The sequence below is a fragment of the Lysinibacillus sp. NPDC056232 genome (assembly GCF_042267565.1).
Classification (GTDB): domain Bacteria; phylum Bacillota; class Bacilli; order Bacillales_A; family Planococcaceae; genus Lysinibacillus.
Genome location: NZ_JBHJTF010000034.1, coordinates 33499 through 54498, shown reverse-complemented (window position 1 = coordinate 54498; position 21000 = coordinate 33499). Strand labels below are relative to the sequence as shown.

Genomic DNA, 21000 nt, shown 5'->3' with positions numbered 1-21000 from the left:
CATCCAATAGATATTGAATAATATCAGAAAGTACAAAAAATATCCCCGACAATGAAATTGCAAGAACAAACATTGAATTTGTAGTAATTAAATCAAACATGCTTGATATTCCAATAATTATAAATGTTATACCAATCATAATAACTAGGAAATTTAACTCTGTTAATCTTTCAAAAGGATTTTCTGGTGTTTTGCGCATATTTAACCTCCAAAATAGTAATTTCATATTAATTATGTATCTAAAAATAGCTTTAAGTCCTTTTATAAATTTTAGCATTTTTGTTGTCGAACTCATATATTTTAATATCCAATATATTTTTCAATCTCAATATATCTACCATTCCAGCCAATTCTCAATGTTTGACCTCCTATTTATTTGTGTACAACTATCACGTTCTTCTAACCAGTTATAAAACGGTATAGGATGTTCTCTATTCACTGTTTCTTCTATATATGATGGTTTATTCGATTGATTACTTAAACGCTCTACAGCCTTTCTATATGCTCCTACAAATACGGCTCTTAATGTACTAGCAATTGTTAATGTACCGTTCGCAATATCAAGGATAATGTTAGCTAAAACGTCTTTAGCGTTCACAAAATCACGTATATCGTTCATTTTTGTAGCCATTATGCACTTATGCAGTTGGTCTTTTAAATCGTCACGTATAGGCAACGAGTGCATGAAATCAAACAGCATCACTTGGTACTCATTCATATATTCTTTTTTCTTTTCAGCTTGCAAAGCCAATTCATTTTCTAGACTCATAATATTATTTGCTTGTTTAGAACTTAAAAGATTAAAAGAACTAGATGGTTGGTTTTCAGATTGTAGACGACAAACAGCGTCATTACTAGCTTCATCGACTATCTCTCGTTGGGACACGCTCGATGGGACATAAGGTAAAATGCGGTAAATACTAGCACCTTTTATGCCGTTTAATTTTGTTGATGCTACCTTCTCAATAATGCCTAACTCAACCAATTTCTTTACGCTACGATAAACCGTCTTTGTGCTGATCTCTATTGATGCAGCGATGGTACTTGCTTTTAAGTGACATACTCCTGGATGTTCCAATGAATGAGAAGCGAGCTTGAAAACGATGGCTCGTTCTGATTCAGTCAAATCATAGTAGTGTGCTGCCATGTGGTTCTCAACAGCCGAATCCATGTCGGCTATTGATTCAAATGTTTTGTATGTTGCTAAGTATTCAAATGCCATCGTTCTTCACCTACCTATATTTTTTTTCCTTTATGAATTATATATATATCCACTAAGTTATAATATCAAGTATATTTCATAACTTTTTGGATATATTTATTTCAAATATGGATTAATTCATATATAATAGGAGCACGAATATAACTGACAGGAGGGAAAGCAATGAATGAAATGGGAGAAAAAATACGTATTGCACTTATTAAAAGAGGCATGACATTGACACAACTTGCTGAAAAGCTTGAAGTATCTCAGCCTAACTTATCGAAGAAGTTAAAACGAAATAATTTTAATGAAGAAGAACTGCGAAAAATTGCTGAATTATTGGATATGAAATTTGAGGCGCATTTCATCATGGAAGATGGTACTAAAATATAATTAATTGCGGAGGGAATGGGATGGAAGATTACTTAAAATCAAAACAAAAAGCTATTGATTTAATTAAAATGGATGAACGAATTAAGCAGATTGCAACACAAGACACCGCAATTCGTGAATTATTTAAACCAATAGATGAATTAGAGAATGATATAATAACTGATATTTTAACATTCGATGATTCTCTTAAATCAGTTGAATTTCCTGTATATCCAAATCCTAACATTAGGGTCGAAACTCTTCTTGAACAACAATTAGATGTTCTCAATGATATTAAGCAAGATACCTCATTAATTTCAAGCGTCATTCTACTAATCCAAAAGGATGTTGCCGACTCGTCTAAGCATCTTGAATTAATTAAAGAAGCATTGGAAATTGCAACCTCTACAACAAAAGAAGAAGCTGAGAGTAAGTTTGATAAGTTAATAACTAAAATAAATACAACTGTTGAAGGTGTACAAAATGTTCAAACCTTAGTTAATTGGGCAAAAACGATTTATATTTTGTACACTTCATCGAGCTAATAACAATTGTAGACATTGTAGTGTTATTTCTATAAACAGATAACTAATTTTAGTTGTCTGTTTTTTCATATGTACTTTTTACTCTCTATTTCCTAAAATGGAAAAATAGAAGGAGGAATTTTGAAATGAAAAAACTAATTTTTAGCGCGGCAATAGTATTAATCCTTGGACTAGCAGCATGTGGAGAAGCTGAGAAGCCCATTACCAAAGACAAAACGATTGAGGATTCAACGACAAAAGAAACTACCACGGAACCGTCTGGAAACGAAGCTGAAAAAGAGGGTTCAGTTGAGCTAGAAAAACAACAGCCAACAAACATAGTGGATACTTCTTCATTTACATACGCTCATACTGTCGAAGTAATTGACAACCGTAGTACTCAAAATAATTTACTTGTATGGATTGATTACTCTGCTGACTCTGACCCTGGCATGAGTACATTAAATACACTAAATCAAGCATTTGATTTTTTACAACTACCCGATGTTATTAAAACTAGTACGGTTACGTTAGCAATTCGTGTTGATGATATTAAAGTAGCGCAATTTAATGTTAAGCCTGCTAATGTAGACTTCAACAATAACGAAATCGGTATGGCGAATCTTGTTGTTAACGGTAGTGAAATTGAATACTTAAATGAAGGCGTTAAAGCATTTGGACAAACAATGGAATTATGGAATTATGGAATTATGGAATTAAGGTTTCAAGTCACTCAAATGAGTGGCTTTTTTTATTACTAAAATTCACAGATTTTTATCATGGTAAATAAGTCCCTTTTTGTTTAAAGTTGTTTTTGTAGGCTTTTTAAGTAATTGCCTTATTATAATCTTTAAGGAGGATACATAAGTGAGTAAGTTATTGAAAAATGGTTTTATTTTTCTAGCACTAATATTATTAGCAATAGTAAGTTTTAGCGTCGAAGATGCACAAGCTGAAGATGGGTACTCAGAAAATTTAATACCCAAAATGACTTCGGATATATCAGAGTATGGTAAAGCATCATCTTCAAGTAACTTTGGTAGTACACCAAGTTGGAAAGCATTTGATGGTGTACTAACCTATATGGATGGCGGTAATTTTCATGCTTGGGGTACTTCTGAAAAATCAGGTTGGTTAGCCTATGAGTTCACAACACCAAAGGCAATCAGTAAATACGTAATGTATAATAAAGGTACTTGGCCAGAACAATTCCCAAATACTTGGACATTTGAGGCTTGGGATGGTTCTAATTGGATTGTATTAGATTCCCATAGCAATGTAACAGCAGATGATTGGGTAAAAAATCCAGAACAAAGTTTTACTTTCGAAAATACTAATTTTTATAACAAATACAGAGTTAACGTTACACTTACTAATAGTACACGTCTTATAGTAAATACTGCAATATCCGAGCTTCAAATGATGGAAAAAATATCAACACCTTCAAACCCTAAATCAATATTATTAGATAGAAATGTATTAGAACTTCTAGAAGGTAGCCAAGATAAGTTAATAGCAACGATTACACCTGATACTGCAAAAGTAATCTGGTCATCTAGTGATGAATCAATTGCTACTGTAGATCAGGATGGTAATGTAACTGCAGTTAGCGAAGGTGAAGTAATAATTACAGCAAAAATTGAAGAAACTAATATTTCGGCCACTAGTACAGTAATTGTTAAGAAACCAAACAATGAATTTTCAAATGCTATTTTAAGCATTACATTAGTAAACGGTATAACAAAAGAATATGATGTTACAAATACCGTTTTAAACAACTACTTAAATTGGTTTGATAGTGCAAAAGGAACTTCAACATTCAAATTTTCTAAAACAATTTCACCCTATAAAAAAGTAACGGAATATATTGTTCATGATAAAATCGCTTCATTTGAAGTAAGAGAATATTAAACAATAAATAACCAGGTACTCACTTTTTAATGAGCGCCTGGTTATTTATTTTGGTGACTTAATAATAATTTTTCAACCTGTGTTTTTAATGCCATATTAGCATACGTCAGCACTAGGTCTTCGCCAGCTGTGGCAACAATCAAATCACTAAAGTATTCATCTACTTTTTCCCACTTCACGACTCTAATTTTATCTTTGGCCAACAGTCTTTTAGAGTTGTAACATTCTTGTGAAATGTCGTCCAAAAGCTTATCAAGTATTGGCAAATATACCTTGCTCAATTTAAGGTTTTCTATTACGTTGTAGTGATTGAACAGCCATATCATATACCACATATTTGTGCATTAGTCTCCGTTGTTCAAAATTAATCATCCTACTCGCTCTCCAATCAAGAACATTCGTTCGAAATTACTTTAGAACGAACGTTTGCTTTTTGACAAGATAATTTTTTTAGAAAAAAAGATTATTTATATTTAATATGTACAATTACCTATGATTTCCTTTATAGTTAATTAAGAAAGGAGCTGTAAATAGATTAATGGCTAAAATAGGGCATTTGATAGTCTGTGAAAATATAGGAAGAGACGAAGAAAAAAATAGATTTATTATTAATCCTAAAGCAACATTTTTAATAAATGAAACGAAAACAAATTTGGAGTTTGTTGTTTCTATGGGAATTTATGATCTTCCTGATTCCGATATATCCGTAACAATAGAGGTTTATGATCCAAATGAAAACTTAATTTCAAAAAGAGAGGGAGCGTCAGAGCCACCAAAGCCGAAGAGTGGTGACCAAAAAAGAAGACCTTTTTCTGTAATAGTTAATATTGGCTTTAAGGATGTCTTGATACAAAAAGAGGGAGAATACACTATTAAAGCTATTATCGATGGCGATGAAAAAACTTTAATAATTCCAATTAGACTGCGTAAGGAAGTGGATTAGTGGGAATCATTGAAGAATCAAGTGAAAAATTTATTTCTGATCCAACTTTACCTAAGCTAGTTGTGCCATCTGTATACATAGAAAGAATTCTGGAGCATAATAATAGTCGTGACGTGATTTTTACTGAGAATGGTGATACCATTGAAATTAAAGATAAAGAAAATGTTGTTAAAGAGGTGAGCGATATGGGTAACGATTCTTTCGATACATTATTTCAGGAACTTAAGACTGATATGCGTGAACGTGAACAAAGAACTCGAGAAGAAATAAACAAAAGAGAAGAATTATTCGAAAAGCAACTTTCTTCTTTTACTCAAGCTACCGAAAAACGCGAAGATAGAATATACGCTTTGGTTGAAGGTATCAAAAATGATTTTAATCAAAGTGAGCAAAGAATTACAAGTAATATTGTGGCGAGTGAACAACGAATTCAAGAAACGGAAAGTCGTATTAATCAAAATATGGCTGATATGAAGGCAGATTTTACTGACATCAAGCAAGAAGTAACAAAACAAGTTGAACACTTAAATAATATGGAAAGACAAAATTTCTGGGGTTTCTTCGCGGTTACGGCAACTATTTTCATTGGAATGTTAGCTATTGTAATTACACTGATTATTACACAACTATAAATTTTAAACCATATCCTCTTTATCAAAGGAGAATATGGTTTTTATTTGGATTACAAATATTTCGTATTTTATCTTTGAGAAATGATAATCTTTAAACCTTCAAAATCACCTGCAGTAAGTTCACCTTTATCGAATTTCTCTAACCAAGATTTATCGATTATTTTTTTATCTACTGCTTGTTGTAATAGGTCCCGTACTGCCGCTTTAGTTTCTTTAATAGTAAATTTCATTTTATCATCATCCTTTTCATTTAGCTTATTGTCTTCCTCATTTTTATTGGTAAACCAAGATAACGACTTAGATCCGTTAAGAACATTCAAATCCACGCTACCTTTAATTCCTGCAACTGTCCCCCTCTCTGTGAACTGCCATAAGTCACAAGCGTACTTAGGCTTTAATCCAGGAGCACTAGTTGTACTGTATCGCGGTATCCACAAGAAGTCATAGTTAGTTACTTTGTTCATTCCGTATGGTTCATAGAAGTGATGACCTGTGTACAAACCAACCTTAACATTCTTATTTTTCAGGTAGTCAATGAATGCTTGCGCTCCTTTCATAATATCTTGCGCCTTTGCTTCAAAGCTTTCTTCTACGTCAACAACATAAAACAATGGATTGTGTCCTTTTGCTCGATTATAGAAATCTTTAGCCTGTACCAAAGCTTCTGCAGCATTTTTAAAGGTTACATAAATGTACACACCAAACGGTACTTTGTACTTTTTACATTCATTAATGTTTTGTACATATTTACGATCAATAGTGTTCGTTCCATATTGAGTGCGAATAATCGCCAAATCAACCTCTTTACTTGCTTTAGACCAATCAATATCTCCTTGATGGTGAGATATATCTATAATCTTGCTCATTTAGTTTCACCGTCCTTTGGTTTGTCACCATTATCGATTTGAAGTTGTGTAAATACGTTCATTAAAAATTTTGGCACTTTAATTCCTAACTTACCAAGATTCTCAATCATGCTGATACCTTCCATACCAATTAAAAAGAGGATCATAGCATTACGCATAAAATTTCCACTTTCAGTAGCCAAGTCTTTATTGAACTGCTGCAATGACCATCAAACACATTGCTGTCTTTTTGATTAAGCCTTTAAACATCTTTTTACTTTCAGTTTTCTTGAAGACTAAACTAACCATAAATCCAAGTGCATAATCGATAGTCATGAATATAACTAACGCTTTTATTAAGTGGTCAATACCTCCGACTAGGTATCCTAACCACGCCATTGTTCCGCCAATTATTGATGTATATAGTGTGTCTGTTTTCATCTGACACCTTCCTTTTTTCATAATAAAAGCCCTCCACAATTATCTGTAGAAGGCATAGAATCCCAGACGTTTAGGATTTTAAGAAATTTGTTCTTTATATCTAAGTAAGAATATTAACGCTTTTTACGGCAAGATGTTTTTTGTTAACAATATACTAATTCCGATTAGTAACTTTAAAGAAACATCATATTATCACAACGAATAACCAAATTCGATTAATCATTAACAATTCACCCAACATTTAGTAATATTAATTTAAAGGAGGTGATACTATTGGATAATACTAATAAAGTAAAAGAAACTATTGAGGCGGCAACTGCACTAGTTGAAGCCGTCCCGATTTATCAAGATTTATTACAACCTGCTGCTAAAGAAATCGGCAAAGGGGCACACACCGTTTCTAAATTAATTCATGTTGCTTTAGCTCCCGTTTCTGCATTAGTATGGGGCTATGATAAGATTGCTGATTACTTGCAAACAACACTAGAAGAAAAACTAAAGGATGTACCTCCGGATAATATCATCACACCTGATATTTCAATAGCAGGTCCTACAATAGAAGCCATGCGTTTTACAAATGAAGAATTACGGGATATGTTTGCGAATTTACTTGCTTCAGCTATGAATTCCGAGAAATCAGAAGAAGCCCATCCTTCTTATGTTGAAATCATAAGGCAACTAAATACTGATGAAGCAAAAATTTTAAAACATTTAAAAGGTCAGCATTTCCCAACTTTAAATGTTGTAGCGTATACGAGTTCATCACAACATTCACCTACGATGGAGAACTTTTCTAATGTTTCGTTTAAAGCAAATTGTGATCATCCCCAAAAAATACATTCATATTTAGAAAATTTGAATCGTTTAGGTTTAATAGATTTACACTCACCAGGCACTTTAACTGATGTTTCGGTTTATGAAGAACTTGAACAACATCCTATTATTGAAAACGCATTAATGCTAGCTGGATTTTTAGGAGAAGCAAAAATTATTAGATCTTATGCAAAGAGTACTATGTTCGGAACCCAATTTTATGATGCATGTATTAAATCTTAAAAACAGGGAGCAAGCAGAAAAAATTCTGTTTGCTCTTTTTGACATAAAAAATAACGCTAGCTTATGCTGCGTTTCTCTTAAATCATACTCGCATACTCACTCCAAGACAGTACGTTTAATTCTTCTTGCTTTGAATATAGATAATCTAGCAAGCTTATAAACTTTTCTGTCGGATAATTCATTTCATCTGTATTTACATCTTCTACTTTATGAAGTAGGAAAATCACCGTTGCCCCTGTTTCTATCACAAAATCAATCGCATTTGTAAATGTGGTTTCTTCTACATTGTTATATAAGATGACTGTTTAAGCAGTTGTGGTTGAATTGGTGGAAGAATTTCATATTCTTCTCTTATTGACCTTCCTAATTTATAGTTTTTCATGACCTCTAAAACGTCATTATTATAACCTCCATAAGGATATGCTACAAAATCAGCAGTTCTGGAGAAGCCATTGGAAATTAACCACTCCCTACAACCGTCCAGTTCTGCCTGGATACGATTTATTGACAATGTTGATAAATCTTGATGTGTAACAGTGTGATTAAACAAATCCCACCCATAATTATATAACTCTTTTAATTGTGCTAAATTCATATATCCCGTTGTACCTACTGAGCCGCTAATGACACCGACTGATCCAACGAATCCTCTAGCCAACATGAGGGGAAAAGCGTTCGTATATTGCGAAATAAAACCATCATCAAAGTGAAGCAATACATTTCCTTTTGAAATCCTGTTGGTGTAGATTCCATCAAATACGACAAATGTATGATCGCCAGTAACACTAATTTGTAATGTTGTAATCGTATTATTAAGACTTTCATTACCTACAACATTCAATTTAGAAAGAGGTATCATGACCTCATTCCATCCACTAATCACTTTCTATTTTGTCGTTTTCCAAGAAAGATAACTGGCCATATTATCAACTGAAGATAACCTCAATTCAATATTAGAAAGCTTGTTCACATCTTCTACGTAGAAGCGTATCATCATCGTTTTGGTTTTTGATAAGTTAAATTGTACTGATCTTAGTCGACTTGCTGATGTAGTATTGGCATCATTTGTAGTTACTTTGACAGACGACTGTCCGACTTTAACATGTTCTGTATCTTGTGAAACTACTCCATACCACAATTGCCATCTTGAGAAGTCTGTCATTAATCTTCCCTGGTTAATGGTTTCTTTAGACTGTCGATTTCCCGATGTAATAGCTGCAAATCCACCCTTTTCACCATCCCAATATTGCGGTATAACTGCGCCAACTGCATCACGAATAGGCTCTTATTGGCCCCACGTCTGTTATTAATCGTAACGACAAACTTGTTATATTCTACTTCTAACCCATTTTGGCGTGCAAATCCATTAATGCGACTCCTACCACCTTTAGCGCTTGGCCTAATAACCGCCTAAATCGATAATCTGAAAGCATTCCATTCCCCAGCATTGTGAAATGATACTCCGTGGTGAACCCTCATAAAATTCTTCTTCATCTTCTGCTACAAAGGGCGCTTCCGATGGGGTACCTGCTTAATAATTGTTTGTTCCAATAAACCAAAAACGGCTATTTTATCCTTTTGCTTGATTTATTCAAAATGAGGCACCTGCTATTCCCTTTCAAAACTCTAAATCAATTATGCCTCGGCATAATTGCATCCGAAATCGGCTTTGTGCTTAGGGCTGCAGATGTTTTTGCGCGAAATCGTAGTGTAACGTAGCGGTAGCAACGTGTTTTTGTCTGTCAACAACATAAGAGCCGACACGATGTCGATCATTTCGGTAATGCCACAGGACGTGGCGTTTTTACCGCTGACGCTTCACTTACGCTACCAAAACACTTGTAACTGCCGTTTCACTTACGTTACATAAAACACTTGTAACTGCCGTTTCACTTACGTTACATAAAACACTTGCTGAAAGAAGTTTAAATCCTTTGGGTAAATACTAAAATATTTAGAATCAATTGCTTCCCCCAATTACACTCGTGTAAGAGCGAAAAGGCAGTTAAAAATTAGATTCAACCTAACTTTCAACTGCCTACTCAAATATTGGATTTTTATTAGTGCTCATTAAATATTCCATGGTTGTTTTTCCAAATACATTCTTCTACAGGGAACTGCCTTTATTTGTTCTGCTCCTCTAAATACTAGCGTTTATCAAGGACTCATAGGAGGAGTAAGTCCTAAAAGATTAGGAGTTACTACACTAGTGCCAGTTCCAAGGCGCACTTGTTGAACTTGCAGTACTTTTACAGTAAGCTCCAGCACAATTTTTTCACGCAATGTGCTGAAAGTACCTTCTGGTGCTGCCATTTTTGGTGAGAAATCAAGTTCAAAGAAGTTTGCAGCTACTAATTCGCCAAATGGTTGTTCATTGTATTTAACGAGATTTTGGAAGAAAGCCTTATCCAATCGAGCATCCATTTGCGTTTTTTCATTAAGGAAGTTCGCTTCGGCAAACTCGGAAATCCCTAAAATTGGAGTAGTACCTCCAGGTGTTTGTGGGAAAGTAAGGTCTGTAAAACCAGAAAACTGAACATCAGCAATTCTATCTCTAAGTGCACCATTACATGCTGATGAAGCATATTCTATATTTTTGCGAATATGTCCCGCTACAAATAATTTAGCTCTTGTTACTCTAAAAAAGTCAGTGCCGTCAATACGTGCAAAAGCAACCGGTACTAATTTAACTTGATTTAAGAATACATTTTTTTTCACTCTTTTGATTTCAGTTGCTGCAGGAGTGAGCGTAATATCCGACTCCACAACAATTTGAAGTGTTGGTTCTGCTAGTACAACTGGAACTTTAATAGTTGGAGCCGTTACCGGTGTAGCGACTAGTGGAGTAATTTCGCTAGTTAATGGGATTTGTTCAGTTGATGCCACCGGACAAGGTTCAACATGACCAACTTGACTATCTAATTGATTATCTAATTTTTCGCTCAAAAAATTCCCTCTTTTCATTTTTTTTATGAGAGATCTCATAACGCTAGAATATGTAGCGATTTAATCTTTTTTTGGACGTATATACCGTTTCTTTAAAAAGGGACTTTTGAGCAAAGAGATAAGCTTCAATTATCTTCTATATCCTTGGCACTCGAATTTTCTGTACTTGTAGCATATGGATGATTAATTCTAATACTATGTTTTGACACAATTGATTTGAATGAACTAATGACTCATTTTGTGCAGGTACTACATTCCTTGTGTGAGATGAGGTATACTCTATATTCTGTTGAATGTAACCTTCAATAAATAAACTCCCCTTTAATGCTGTACATGTCCCATTACCTAATGATTGGGAAAACTGATTAGATACGAATCTACAATTTGTTAATACTACTTCATTTGAAATATCTATAACTCCCACAATTCCTTTTTCAAATACAATATTTTCTTCAAGGCATATTTCTATTTTATATTCCCCTACTACAATGGGAACTCTAATGTGCATAAAATCATCGGAACTGTAAGAGTGATTATTTATTTCTCCTTTTTTAGTTGATTGTGTATTATGTAAGGGAACTACAACTGATTTAGACGGATTACTCTTCTGATTATTTTTATCATAAGTATCAGTTCTCATTAAAAATATAATTTCATTCATTTTTGAGTGAACCAAACGACAATCAGGCTGTTCAGGATAATCCATTGTAGTATTAAATAGTTTGGTTTCAAATTGAGGAGTGAGATGATTGTTTCGATCAAGAAAATCAAATGTATTTTTAACAATCTCACCACAGATAGGAGCATGAAGAAAATCATCAATTTCCACGTGAGTAGAAATTGGGATTTTTTTGGTTATAGTATATATTTCTCCTTGAACTGATTCAGTGGATGCACTACCATGACCTGCAGGATTGTTTTTCTCCATCTCTTCTGTATCAATAGTACTCATAATTTTATACTCCCCGTCGGATTCAGAAGGACTTAAAAATTCACGATTAGAGTCTGGTTGAGATGCAAAATCTTGTTCTTCCACAGGATTGGTTTTGTCTGCCTCTTCTATATCAAGCGAATCATTCATTTCATTCTTAACATCAATTTCAGAAGGAATAAGTAACTCACGATTGGAATCTAGATGTGCTGCAAGTTCCTGTTCCTCTACAGGATTGATTTTATCCGCCTCTTCTATATCAAGGAAATCATTCACTTCATCCTCTACATCAATTTCAGGAGGAATAAGTAACTCACGATTGGAATCTAGATGTGCTGCAAGTTCCTGTTCCTCTACAGGATTGATTTTATCCGCCTCTTCTATATCAAGGAAATCATTCACTTCATCCTCTACATCAATTTCAGGAGGAATAAGTAACTCACGATTGGAATCTAGATGTGCTGCAAGTTCCTGTTCCTCTACAGGATTGATTTTATCCGCCTCTTCTATATCAAGGAGAACATTTATTTCACCCTCAACATCAATTTCAGGAGGAATGAGTAACTCACGATTGGAATCTAGATGCTCTACAAGTTCCCGTTCCTCTATAGGATTGATTTCCTCCACTTCTTCTATATCAAGGAAATCATTCATTTCATTCTCAACATCAATTTCAGGAGGAATGAGTAACTCGTGATTAGAATCTAGATGTGCTGCAAGTTCGTGTTCCTCTGCAAGGCTGTTGGTTTCATCTTCTTTTTCTATATCAAGAGGATTATTCACAAAATTTTCAAATGTAGAATTAATTTGAGATGCATGATCTATTTTTTTTGTGGGTTTAATTTGATAATTAAAATTGATGAAAACTTTTTGCTTGGAACTTATTTCCTTCATCTCTCTAAAGTTAATCCATGGAGTTTTCATTAGTTCACTCCTAAATAATGTTTTGACAAATAAAGTGCAAGTTAATCCGTAAAAATTCCTACGCATTTTTTCAGCCAAGATGTCTTTTTGGTCGATTTATTTTTTATGATAAGATTTTGTGAGTTCTTCTAAAGAGACTTGTTCAAAATCCGTTTTCTTCTGGAAATACTTACGAAGTAAACCGTTTTTCATTTTTATATTTCCACTTACCTTGATGAATAGATTGGTTAAAAAAATAGCGATTTTCATTTTCCTTTTCTAATATCTGATAACAGCTAATTTAAACGACATCATTATAAGCTATTTTTTTGATCTAAGTGTTGCACTTATAATTACAATCCATTTTATGCATTACTTTTACTTTTGTCACCGAGCACATTCAAAAATCTTAGTAGCAATTGAGAAACTATTGCGTTTGAGAGACGATTACTTAGTAAACACTAAAATTTTATCTTTACATTATTTTCTTCAACTAGATTATTTTGAGAGCACCTATTGGTGCATTTATGATCGATATTATTATAGAAAAAAGGCAGTTGAAAATTCGATTTAATCAAACTTTCAACTGGCAACTCAAATATTGGATTTTTTTCTGCACCCTCGAATGTCTTTTTCTATCTAATTTGCTCCTCTAAAAATTAGAGATTAACAAGGATTAGTAGGATGAATAACAGGAGGATCTATAGCAGGACTAACTGGAGGAGTAAGTCCTGTAAGAACAGGAGTTATTACAGTGCTACCAGCTCCAAGGCGCACTTGTTGAACTTGCAGTACTTTTACAGTTAATTCAAGCACGATTTTTTCACGTAATGTGTCGAAAGTGCCTTCTGGATCTGCCATAACGGGTGAAAAATCAAGTTCAAAGAAGTTTGCAGCTACTAATTCGCCAAATGGTTGTTCATTGTATTTAACGAGATTTTGGAAGAAAGCCTTATCCAATCGAGCATCCATTTGCGTAGTTTCATTAAGGAAGTTCGCTTCGGCAAACTCAGAAATTCCTAAGATTGGAGTAGGACCTCCTGTTGTTTGTGGGAAAGTAAGGTCTGTAAAACCAGAAAAGTCAACATCGGCAATTCTATCTTGGAGTGCCCCGTTACATGCTGCTGAAGCATATTCAATATTTTTGCGAATATGTCCCGCTACAAATAATTTAGCTCTTGTTACTCTAAAAAAGTCAGTGCCGGCAATACGTGCAAAAGCAACCGGTACTAGTTTCACTTGATTTAGGAATACATTTTTTTTCACTCTTTTAATTTCAGTTGCTGCAGGACTAAGCGTAATATCCGCCTCCACAGCAATTTGAAGTGTTGGTTCAGCAAGTACAACTGGAATTTTAATAGTTGGAGCCGTAACCGGTGTAACGACTACTGGAGTAACTTCACTAGTTAATGGGATTTGTTCAGTTGACGTTACTGGACAAGGATCGACTTGACTAACTTGATTATTTGATTGATCACTCAAAAAATTCCCTCTTTTCATTTTATAGTATTAGAGCGCTCTCCATATAGAATATGTAGTAATTAAATCTATGAATGGACGTGTATACTAGTTTTTTTACCGATATTAATAATTATTGAGCCGAGAGATAAGAATGAACACAAAATGCCAGGTACTTACCATTTTAGGCACCTGGTCTAATTGTTTATATCACTTAAAAATAATTAATTATTTATTTTTTCAAAGCTTTCCAATACTTAGTCCTTACCTGAACGCTGAGGACAGTTAGATAACTGAATTACTCGCTTATCTTTTCCTTTTTTACGCTTTTACTTATTTTCTCGTAAGTGTAAAATACCGAATCCAAAACGAATACACGAAACTAATATTGAAATTGCAATTGGTATTTTACCTATTTCCGGTAAACAAAAAGAGGTTGCTAGGTAAAACATGGAGTATAAAATATTTTCGCAGTCTTTAAAACCTTCTTTTAGCGGTAGAATGCCAATTAATCTTAAATGATTTAGTTGTAAATACCACATGAACGCTAATTTTATTGGTGCTGCCTTATTTAAAATGGAAAGTTCACATCATTTTGATGCGATTTATCCCACTCTTATTGTGCAACTTCACGATGAGTCCTGTTAATTACAATGACATAGAGACGATTCAAAGTTTTTTGAATCGTCTCTTATTATTAGGATTACGAATATAAGCAGTTATTAAGGATTATGGATTTCCACCTGTTCAAACCTTGCCATGACTGCATTTATAATGACGTTTACTCTTGCACAGCTAAGTGTGTGAAAAGCCTCTTTTGACAAGTATCAATTATGCCTCGGCATAATTGCGTCCGGAATCGGCTTTGTGCTTAGGCCTGCGTGATGCAGGTCAGTTAGCCGTTATCGCATGGATGCGATGATTTTAGGCTACCATCCTCTAAGGACTCCTTTCCGATTCCGTGACATCCGCCGGAGGCTTTGAGCCAACGTGATGTTGGTCACTCAGTCGTTGCCACAGGACGTGCGTTCTTAGACTGAGTTCCTCTATTTCAGCGGATGTTTGGACACCCGCTGAAAAGTGACTTAGAACCGCATTCATCTCTCCACCTATAGAGGTGGGAGACTTCTTTACCTGTCGCTGCACTTTCGGTACAAAAGACATTTGCTGAAAGAAGTTAAAAGCTATTTCATTCAAATTCATAAGATATTGCAGACAGCGCATAAAGTGGCGCTGTTTCTGCTCGTAAAATTCGGGGGCCTAAAGACATCGTTTGGGCACCTGCTTGAAGCAAGGCATCCGCTTCTTTTCGTGCAATGCCACCTTCTGGTCCAAAGATAATAAGAATTGATTTCGACTTCTTGTCATACACGTTTTTTAGCTTTTCCGCAAACCTTGTGCGTTTTTCTGCTTTCGCATCCTCTTCATCTGCTATAAAAACGACGTCGAAATTGCTTACTTGGTCTACTAGCTGTTTAAAAGAGATTGGTTCATAAATTTCTGGAATATGTGTACGATGGGATTGCTCAGCTGCTTCTTTTGCAATTTTTTGTAGACGCTCTTGCTTTTTGGCACCCTTCTTTTTATCCCATTTAACGATAGAACGCTCCGCTTCAAAAGGCAACAGGGCAAACATTCCGAGCTCTGTTGCCTTTTGTGTAATAAGTTCTAGTTTATCGCCTTTCGGCAAACCACATGCCACTGTTACATGAACAGGTAACTCTGGAGATGGAACAATTTCACCCGTAGTTTGAACGTGTACCTCATCTCCTTCAAAGGCTGCAATTTCACAGATATGGGCGGTATTTTGTGCAACTACAACGATTTTGTCGCCCTCTTTCATACGCATCACTTTTTCAATATGTCGCGCATCCTCTCCGCTAATACGTGCTTCTTCTATGGTCGTCTCAATAAAATAACGTTGCATGTTACCATACTCCTTTATAGCAAGAAGAGAAAACGCCAAATCGCAAGCACTCGGCTCACGATTTGGCGCTTCCTCAGTCCACTTATTGTGGTCGACGGGCAATGATAGCTACCCAATCTTCCATTAGTAATACTTCTTCGATTACAAAGCCTGAAGCTTCTAGTGCTGCTTTTACATCATCACGTTTTGCGGCAATGATGCCTGAAGTGACATATAATCCACCAGGTTTAACAATTGAAAATGCATCGTCAGTAAAGGACATAATAATTTCTGCTAAAATATTAGCTACAACGACATCAGCTGGTTCCTTTACAGTATCCAATAAGTTCCCATGGAAAACAGAGACTTTATCATCCACTTTATTTAACACAACATTTTCTTGTGCTGAACGTACAGCTACTTCGTCCAAATCAAGTGCATGTACGTTCTTAGCTCCTAGTAAGGCTGCACCAATGGATAGAACGCCTGAGCCCGTTCCGATATCGATAACCATATCTTCCTCTTTTATAACCTTCTCAAGCCCCTGCAAACACATAACAGTTGTAGGGTGTGTTCCTGTACCAAAAGCCATACCAGGGTCTAATTCAATAATTAGCTCATCTGTTGATACTGGTACATATTCTTCCCATGTTGGTACAATTGTAAAGCGTTCAGAAATTTTTACAGGATGATAGTATTGCTTCCATGCTGTTGCCCAGTCTTCCTCGTTAACTTCCACAATTGATACAACATTTTCACCAATATCGATGTTGAAGTTCGTTAGATTTGTTATAGCCGCCTTAATTTCTTCGACTGTTTCATTTAAAAAACTAGACTCCGATAAGTAAGCCTTAACAATAACACCATCTTTCGGAAAATCCGCTTCATTTAGCGCATAAATTTCACCATACTGATCTTCTCGTGGCTTCGCAAATTCTGCAGAATCCTCAATAACCACACCACTTGCCCCTGCTTCATGCAAAATATTCGAAATTGCCTCTACCGCTTCATTTTTTGTATGAATGGATAATTCTGACCACTTCACGTAGCTCTTCAGCTCCTCTAATTATTCACCTTGGAATTTTTTCTTAATTTTATCGAATAGTGTGCTTCCTTGCTCTTCAGGAATATCACCACTTATTTCCGCAAATTCACGTAGTAATTGCTTTTGTTTTTCTGTTAATTTTTCTGGTGTGATAACTTTTACTGTTACATATTGATTCCCTGTGCCATAGCCATGTACGTTTTTGACACCTTTGTCTTTTAAACGGAATTGTGCACCTGACTGTGTTCCCGCTGGAATACGTAGTTTTACTTTCCCATGAACAGTCGGAACTTCAATTTCATCACCAAGAGCTGCTTGTGGGAATGTCAGTTTTAGTTCGAAATAAATATCATCGCCATCACGCTCAAACTCTTTATGTCCTTGAACGCGGAACATAATATATAAATCTCCCGCAGGTCCTCCATTTATACCTGGCTCACCTTGACCAGACACACGAATTTGCTGACCATCGTCAACACCTGCTGGAATGTTAACTTTGATTTTCTTACGTTGTTGAACTTTTCCTTCACCACGACAAGTAGAACATTTTTCTTTAATGATTTTACCTGCACCTTGACACGTAGAACAAGTACGACGATTCATCATACGGCCAAATGGTGTATCTACTGCCTGATTTACTTGACCAGCACCGCTACATGTTGAACATGTCTCAGGATTAGTACCTGGTTTTGCACCTGAACCTTGGCAAGTATCACATACTTCATCTGTAGGAATTTCGATGTCTGTTTCTTTCCCGAAAATTGCTTCCTCAAATGTAATATTCATACGATATTGAAGGTCATCACCTTTGCGTGGTGCATTCGGGTCCTGACGACGACCGCCACCGCCAAAGAATGAGCTGAAAATATCCTCGAAGCCGCCAAAGCCGCCACCTCCGAAGCCACCACCAAAGCCTGCATTTGGATCCTCGTGGCCAAATTGATCATAGCGTGCTTTTTTCTGATCGTCACTTAATACTTCATAAGCTTCAGCGATTTCTTTGAATTTTTCATCTGCACCTGGCTCTTTATTAAGGTCAGGATGGTATTGCTTTGATAATTTACGGTATGCTTTTTTAATTTCATCTTTAGAAGCCGACTTCGTTAAACCAAGCACCTCGTAGTAATCGCGTTTCTCCATGATTCACACTCCGCTCTTTTTGCATAAAATCTATTGTATCACGCAGTTAAAAAAACTGCCTCTATTTTATTATTAATTATTCATTAAAATTGTTGCACCATATGTTTTTTCACTTTTCTCGAATATAACCTAAAGTCGATAAGTAGATTAAATGTCGTAGGATATAGCAGTAAATAAAGAGAAAAGCCAAAGCCGCAAGCGGTCTTTGGCTTCTTCACTTAACTGTGTTACTTCTATTATTTATCGTCTTTTACTTCTTCAAAGTCAGCGTCTACGATGTCGTCTTTTTTACCATCGCCAGCTTCTGCACCTGCTTCGCCACCTTGAGCTGCTTGAGCAGCTGCTGCAGCTTGTTCATATACTTTCATTACTAGTGGCTGTAATACGCCATCTAGTTTTTCTTTAGCAGATTTTATGCCTTCTAATTCGCCAGCTTCAAGCGCTTTTTTCAGTTCATCACGAGCATCTTCTACAGATTTTTTCTCGTCTTCTGTAATTTGTTCGCCTAAATCAGCAATTGTTTTGTCAACTTGGAACACTAATTGGTCAGCTTCGTTGCGAAGATCTGCTTCCTCTTTACGTTTAGTATCCGCCTCAGCATTTGCCTCAGCATCTTTCACCATACGTTCGATTTCTTCCTCAGATAAACCAGAGTCAGATTGGATAACTATTGTTTGTTCTTTGTTTGTACCAAGGTCTTTCGCTTTAACAGATACGATACCATTTTTATCAATATCGAATGTTACTTCGATTTGTGGTACACCACGTGGCGCTGGCGGAATATCCGATAATTGGAAGCGACCTAATGTTTTGTTGTCTGCTGCCATTGAGCGTTCACCTTGTAGTACGTGAATATCTACTGCTGGTTGGTTGTCAGCTGCAGTTGAGAATACTTGTGATTTAGATGTTGGGATCGTAGTGTTACGGTCGATTAATTTTGTGAATACGCCACCCATAGTTTCGATACCTAAAGAAAGTGGAGTTACGTCAAGTAAAACTACGTCTTTTACATCACCAGTTAATACGCCACCTTGAACAGCAGCACCCATTGCTACTACTTCATCAGGGTTTACTCCGCGGTGTGGCTCTTTAGCAGTTTCTTTACGTACAGCTTCTTGTACAGCTGGGATACGAGTAGAACCACCAACTAAGATTACTTGGTCAATTTCAGATGTTGAAAGACCTGCATCAGATAATGCTTGACGTACTGGACCTACTGTACGGTTTACTAATGGTAATGTAATTTCGTCAAATTTTGCACGAGTTAAAGAAATTTCTAAGTGTAATGGACCCGCTTCACCAGCAGTGATGAATGGTAAAGAAATTTGAGTAGATGTTACACCTGATAAGTCTTTTTTCGCTTTTTCAGCTGCATCTTTTAGACGTTGCATAGCCATTTTATCTTTTGAAAGGTCAATGCCGTTTTCTTTTTTGAATTCTGCTACAAGATACTCGATGATAGCGTCGTCGAAATCGTCCCCACCTAGTTTGTTATCACCAGCTGTTGCTAATACTTCAAATACACCGTCACCTAATTCAAGAATAGATACGTCAAATGTACCGCCACCAAGGTCAAATACTAATACTTTTTGATCTGTATCTTGTTTGTCTAAACCATAAGCAAGCGCAGCAGCTGTTGGTTCGTTGATAATACGCTCTACTTCTAAACCAGCGATTTTACCAGCATCTTTTGTAGCTTGACGTTGAGCATCGTTGAAGTAAGCTGGTACAGTAATAACTGCTTTTGTTACTTTTTCACCTAAGTAGTCTTCAGCATAACCTTTTAAGTATTGAAGAATCATTGCAGAAACTTCTTGTGGCGTATATTCTTTATCTTCCACTTGAACTTTTTCAGATGTACCCATTTTAGATTTAATAGAAATAATTGTGTTAGGATTTGTTACTGATTGACGTTTCGCTACTTCACCAACTTGACGTTCGCCGCCTTTAAACGCAACAACAGATGGTGTTGTACGGTTACCTTCTGGGTTTGGAATTACTTTTGGTTCTCCGCCTTCAAGTACAGAGACACATGAGTTTGTTGTTCCTAAGTCAATACCGATAATTTTGCTCATGAAAATTTCCTCCTATTATTGAAACGCAAATGATGCGTTTTCTAACTAATTGTAATTAACTAAATAGTACTAAGTCTATTCGTTCACAGATACCATTGTTGGGCGTAATACGCGATCCTTTAACATATAACCTTTTTGAAGCTCGCGTAAAACAACACCCGTCTCTTTTTCACTATCTTGCTCTTGCATGACAGCTTGGTGAACATTTGGATCAAATTGCTCACCTTCAGCTTTAATAATTTGTAAGCCTTCCTTCTCAGTAGCTTCTAACAGAGAACGGTACACCATTTCAATACCTTTTATGATAGAAGCATTTTCTTCTGAAGTTGCTTCAACTTGTAGAGCACGCTCAAAATTATCGATTACTGGTAGTAAATCTGACAGTAAGCTTTGAGCACGATACTTTTCAGATGCCTCACGATCAAGTTGATTACGACGGCGAATATTATCGAAGTCAGCACGTAAGCGTAGATGACGATTTTCCTCGTCGGCTAGCTTTGCTTGTAACTCAGCTAGCTTTGCTTCGTACTTTTCTTCGATCGTTAATTCAGCTTCTTGTTCGTCTACTTTTATTTCTGTTTCTTCTACTACATTTTCAGCTTGTACATCTTTTTCTTCTTGTACAAGGTCTTTGTTTTCAGTTGTTTCCGTCACTTGAAATCCTCCTC

At 35.7% G+C, this 21000-nt stretch carries 24 protein-coding genes; 7 read left to right on the top strand and 17 right to left on the bottom strand.

The window, feature by feature from the left end:
* Nucleotides 1-199, bottom strand: a 199-nt coding sequence (locus tag ACFCYJ_RS20830; protein ID WP_376076553.1) for a hypothetical protein, incomplete at its 3' end; no start/stop codon positions are given.
* A gap of 135 nt (nucleotides 200-334) precedes the next feature.
* Nucleotides 335-1222 carry a helix-turn-helix domain-containing protein gene (locus tag ACFCYJ_RS20825; protein ID WP_376076551.1) on the bottom strand — a complete coding sequence of 296 codons (888 nt, stop codon included), beginning with the start codon at nucleotides 1220-1222 and terminating at the stop codon, nucleotides 335-337.
* A gap of 162 nt (nucleotides 1223-1384) precedes the next feature.
* Between ACFCYJ_RS20825 and ACFCYJ_RS20820 the strand changes: the two genes are divergently transcribed.
* The 4 genes from ACFCYJ_RS20820 to ACFCYJ_RS20805 all read left to right on the top strand — a co-directional run bounded on the left by ACFCYJ_RS20820 (nucleotide 1385) and on the right by ACFCYJ_RS20805 (nucleotide 4011).
* On the top strand, nucleotides 1385-1597 hold the full coding sequence (locus tag ACFCYJ_RS20820) for a helix-turn-helix transcriptional regulator (protein WP_376076549.1): 213 nt from the start codon (nucleotides 1385-1387) through the stop codon (nucleotides 1595-1597).
* 20 nt (nucleotides 1598-1617) lie between these two features.
* Entirely contained in the window at nucleotides 1618-2121 is a 504-nt protein-coding gene (locus ACFCYJ_RS20815) for a hypothetical protein (protein WP_376076547.1), read from the top strand.
* A gap of 125 nt (nucleotides 2122-2246) precedes the next feature.
* The gene (locus ACFCYJ_RS20810; RefSeq protein ID WP_376076545.1) at nucleotides 2247-2861 is read left to right on the top strand and encodes a hypothetical protein; all 615 of its coding nucleotides are present in this window, start codon (nucleotides 2247-2249) and stop codon (nucleotides 2859-2861) included.
* A gap of 106 nt (nucleotides 2862-2967) precedes the next feature.
* Nucleotides 2968-4011, top strand: a complete 1044-nt coding sequence (locus ACFCYJ_RS20805; RefSeq protein ID WP_376076543.1) for an Ig-like domain-containing protein — start codon at nucleotides 2968-2970, stop codon at nucleotides 4009-4011.
* Nucleotides 4012-4052: 41 nt separating this feature from the next.
* Here the strand turns inward: ACFCYJ_RS20805 and ACFCYJ_RS20800 are convergent, their stop codons facing one another.
* Nucleotides 4053-4256, bottom strand: a complete 204-nt coding sequence (locus ACFCYJ_RS20800; protein WP_376076540.1) for a hypothetical protein — start codon at nucleotides 4254-4256, stop codon at nucleotides 4053-4055.
* A gap of 293 nt (nucleotides 4257-4549) precedes the next feature.
* Here ACFCYJ_RS20800 and ACFCYJ_RS20795 point away from each other — a divergent pair, with 293 nt between their 5' ends.
* Together ACFCYJ_RS20795 and ACFCYJ_RS20790 are read left to right on the top strand one after the other, a co-directional pair.
* Entirely contained in the window at nucleotides 4550-4954 is a 405-nt protein-coding gene (locus ACFCYJ_RS20795) for a hypothetical protein (RefSeq protein ID WP_376076537.1), read from the top strand.
* Complete coding sequence (locus tag ACFCYJ_RS20790; RefSeq protein WP_376076534.1) at nucleotides 4954-5586, top strand: hypothetical protein; 633 nt, start codon at nucleotides 4954-4956, stop codon at nucleotides 5584-5586. Before ACFCYJ_RS20795 ends, ACFCYJ_RS20790 begins: the two co-directional genes overlap by 1 nt.
* A 68-nt stretch (nucleotides 5587-5654) precedes the next feature.
* Here ACFCYJ_RS20790 and ACFCYJ_RS20785 read toward each other — a convergent pair whose 3' ends face one another.
* Genes ACFCYJ_RS20785 through ACFCYJ_RS20775 form a run of 3 tightly spaced genes read right to left on the bottom strand, consistent with a single transcriptional unit; the run spans nucleotide 5655 to nucleotide 6872 of the window.
* The gene (locus tag ACFCYJ_RS20785) at nucleotides 5655-6452 is read right to left on the bottom strand and encodes a GH25 family lysozyme (RefSeq protein WP_376076532.1); all 798 of its coding nucleotides are present in this window, start codon (nucleotides 6450-6452) and stop codon (nucleotides 5655-5657) included.
* A complete protein-coding gene (locus ACFCYJ_RS20780) occupies nucleotides 6449-6634 on the bottom strand; it encodes a phage holin family protein (RefSeq protein ID WP_376076529.1) in 186 nt (61 codons plus the stop codon). The genes ACFCYJ_RS20785 and ACFCYJ_RS20780 overlap by 4 nt, the downstream gene beginning before the upstream one ends.
* 4 nt (nucleotides 6635-6638) lie before the next feature.
* Nucleotides 6639-6872, bottom strand: a complete 234-nt coding sequence (locus ACFCYJ_RS20775; protein WP_376076526.1) for a phage holin family protein — start codon at nucleotides 6870-6872, stop codon at nucleotides 6639-6641.
* A 273-nt stretch (nucleotides 6873-7145) separates the two neighbouring features.
* On the opposite strand from ACFCYJ_RS20775, the gene ACFCYJ_RS20770 reads away from it, so the two are divergent.
* Complete coding sequence (locus ACFCYJ_RS20770; RefSeq protein WP_376076523.1) at nucleotides 7146-7928, top strand: DUF4393 domain-containing protein; 783 nt, start codon at nucleotides 7146-7148, stop codon at nucleotides 7926-7928.
* Nucleotides 7929-8005: 77 nt separating this feature from the next.
* Here the strand turns inward: ACFCYJ_RS20770 and ACFCYJ_RS20765 are convergent, their stop codons facing one another.
* The 11 genes from ACFCYJ_RS20765 to grpE form a co-directional block, all read right to left on the bottom strand.
* Nucleotides 8006-8176: a hypothetical protein gene (locus ACFCYJ_RS20765; protein ID WP_376076520.1), complete on the bottom strand. Its 171-nt coding sequence runs from the start codon at nucleotides 8174-8176 to the stop codon at nucleotides 8006-8008.
* Nucleotides 8177-8208: 32 nt separating this feature from the next.
* Nucleotides 8209-8811, bottom strand: coding sequence for a polysaccharide deacetylase family protein (locus ACFCYJ_RS20760; RefSeq protein ID WP_376076518.1), 603 nt, complete (start codon nucleotides 8809-8811; stop codon nucleotides 8209-8211).
* A gap of 1274 nt (nucleotides 8812-10085) precedes the next feature.
* Nucleotides 10086-10874, bottom strand: coding sequence for a CsxC family protein (locus tag ACFCYJ_RS20755; protein ID WP_376076516.1), 789 nt, complete (start codon nucleotides 10872-10874; stop codon nucleotides 10086-10088).
* A gap of 136 nt (nucleotides 10875-11010) precedes the next feature.
* Entirely contained in the window at nucleotides 11011-12729 is a 1719-nt protein-coding gene (locus ACFCYJ_RS20750) for a BC_2427 family protein (RefSeq protein WP_376076513.1), read from the bottom strand.
* A gap of 645 nt (nucleotides 12730-13374) precedes the next feature.
* Entirely contained in the window at nucleotides 13375-14190 is an 816-nt protein-coding gene (locus ACFCYJ_RS20745; RefSeq protein ID WP_376076511.1) for a CsxC family protein, read from the bottom strand.
* 305 nt (nucleotides 14191-14495) lie between these two features.
* Nucleotides 14496-14708 (bottom strand): hypothetical protein, encoded by a 213-nt coding sequence (locus ACFCYJ_RS20740; RefSeq protein ID WP_376076510.1) that lies wholly within the window; start codon nucleotides 14706-14708, stop codon nucleotides 14496-14498.
* Nucleotides 14709-15355: 647 nt separating this feature from the next.
* Complete coding sequence (locus tag ACFCYJ_RS20735; RefSeq protein WP_376076508.1) at nucleotides 15356-16093, bottom strand: 16S rRNA (uracil(1498)-N(3))-methyltransferase; 738 nt, start codon at nucleotides 16091-16093, stop codon at nucleotides 15356-15358.
* 82 nt (nucleotides 16094-16175) lie between these two features.
* Nucleotides 16176-17117, bottom strand: a complete 942-nt coding sequence (gene prmA, locus ACFCYJ_RS20730; RefSeq protein WP_376076505.1) for a 50S ribosomal protein L11 methyltransferase — start codon at nucleotides 17115-17117, stop codon at nucleotides 16176-16178.
* Nucleotides 17118-17138: 21 nt separating this feature from the next.
* The gene (dnaJ, locus tag ACFCYJ_RS20725) at nucleotides 17139-18257 is read right to left on the bottom strand and encodes a molecular chaperone DnaJ (RefSeq protein ID WP_376076503.1); all 1119 of its coding nucleotides are present in this window, start codon (nucleotides 18255-18257) and stop codon (nucleotides 17139-17141) included.
* Between the two features lie 236 nt (nucleotides 18258-18493).
* Complete coding sequence (gene dnaK / locus ACFCYJ_RS20720; protein WP_376076501.1) at nucleotides 18494-20332, bottom strand: molecular chaperone DnaK; 1839 nt, start codon at nucleotides 20330-20332, stop codon at nucleotides 18494-18496.
* Between the two features lie 75 nt (nucleotides 20333-20407).
* Nucleotides 20408-20986: a nucleotide exchange factor GrpE gene (gene grpE, locus ACFCYJ_RS20715; RefSeq protein WP_376076498.1), complete on the bottom strand. Its 579-nt coding sequence runs from the start codon at nucleotides 20984-20986 to the stop codon at nucleotides 20408-20410.
* Nucleotides 20987-21000 lie beyond the last annotated feature (14 nt).

Coding starts and splice junctions, on each gene's coding strand:
- ACFCYJ_RS20740 (WP_376076510.1), bottom strand. CDS start 14,708: ATGTGGTATTTACAACTAAATCATTTAAGATTAATTGGCATTCTACCG.
- dnaK (WP_376076501.1), bottom strand. CDS start 20,332: ATGAGCAAAATTATCGGTATTGACTTAGGAACAACAAACTCATGTGTC.
- ACFCYJ_RS20785 (WP_376076532.1), bottom strand. CDS start 6,452: ATGAGCAAGATTATAGATATATCTCACCATCAAGGAGATATTGATTGG.
- ACFCYJ_RS20735 (WP_376076508.1), bottom strand. CDS start 16,093: ATGCAACGTTATTTTATTGAGACGACCATAGAAGAAGCACGTATTAGC.
- ACFCYJ_RS20810 (WP_376076545.1), top strand. CDS start 2,247: ATGAAAAAACTAATTTTTAGCGCGGCAATAGTATTAATCCTTGGACTA.
- dnaJ (WP_376076503.1), bottom strand. CDS start 18,257: ATGGAGAAACGCGATTACTACGAGGTGCTTGGTTTAACGAAGTCGGCT.
- ACFCYJ_RS20815 (WP_376076547.1), top strand. CDS start 1,618: ATGGAAGATTACTTAAAATCAAAACAAAAAGCTATTGATTTAATTAAA.
- ACFCYJ_RS20820 (WP_376076549.1), top strand. CDS start 1,385: ATGAATGAAATGGGAGAAAAAATACGTATTGCACTTATTAAAAGAGGC.
- ACFCYJ_RS20795 (WP_376076537.1), top strand. CDS start 4,550: ATGGCTAAAATAGGGCATTTGATAGTCTGTGAAAATATAGGAAGAGAC.
- ACFCYJ_RS20775 (WP_376076526.1), bottom strand. CDS start 6,872: ATGAAAACAGACACACTATATACATCAATAATTGGCGGAACAATGGCG.
- ACFCYJ_RS20750 (WP_376076513.1), bottom strand. CDS start 12,729: ATGAAAACTCCATGGATTAACTTTAGAGAGATGAAGGAAATAAGTTCC.
- ACFCYJ_RS20825 (WP_376076551.1), bottom strand. CDS start 1,222: ATGGCATTTGAATACTTAGCAACATACAAAACATTTGAATCAATAGCC.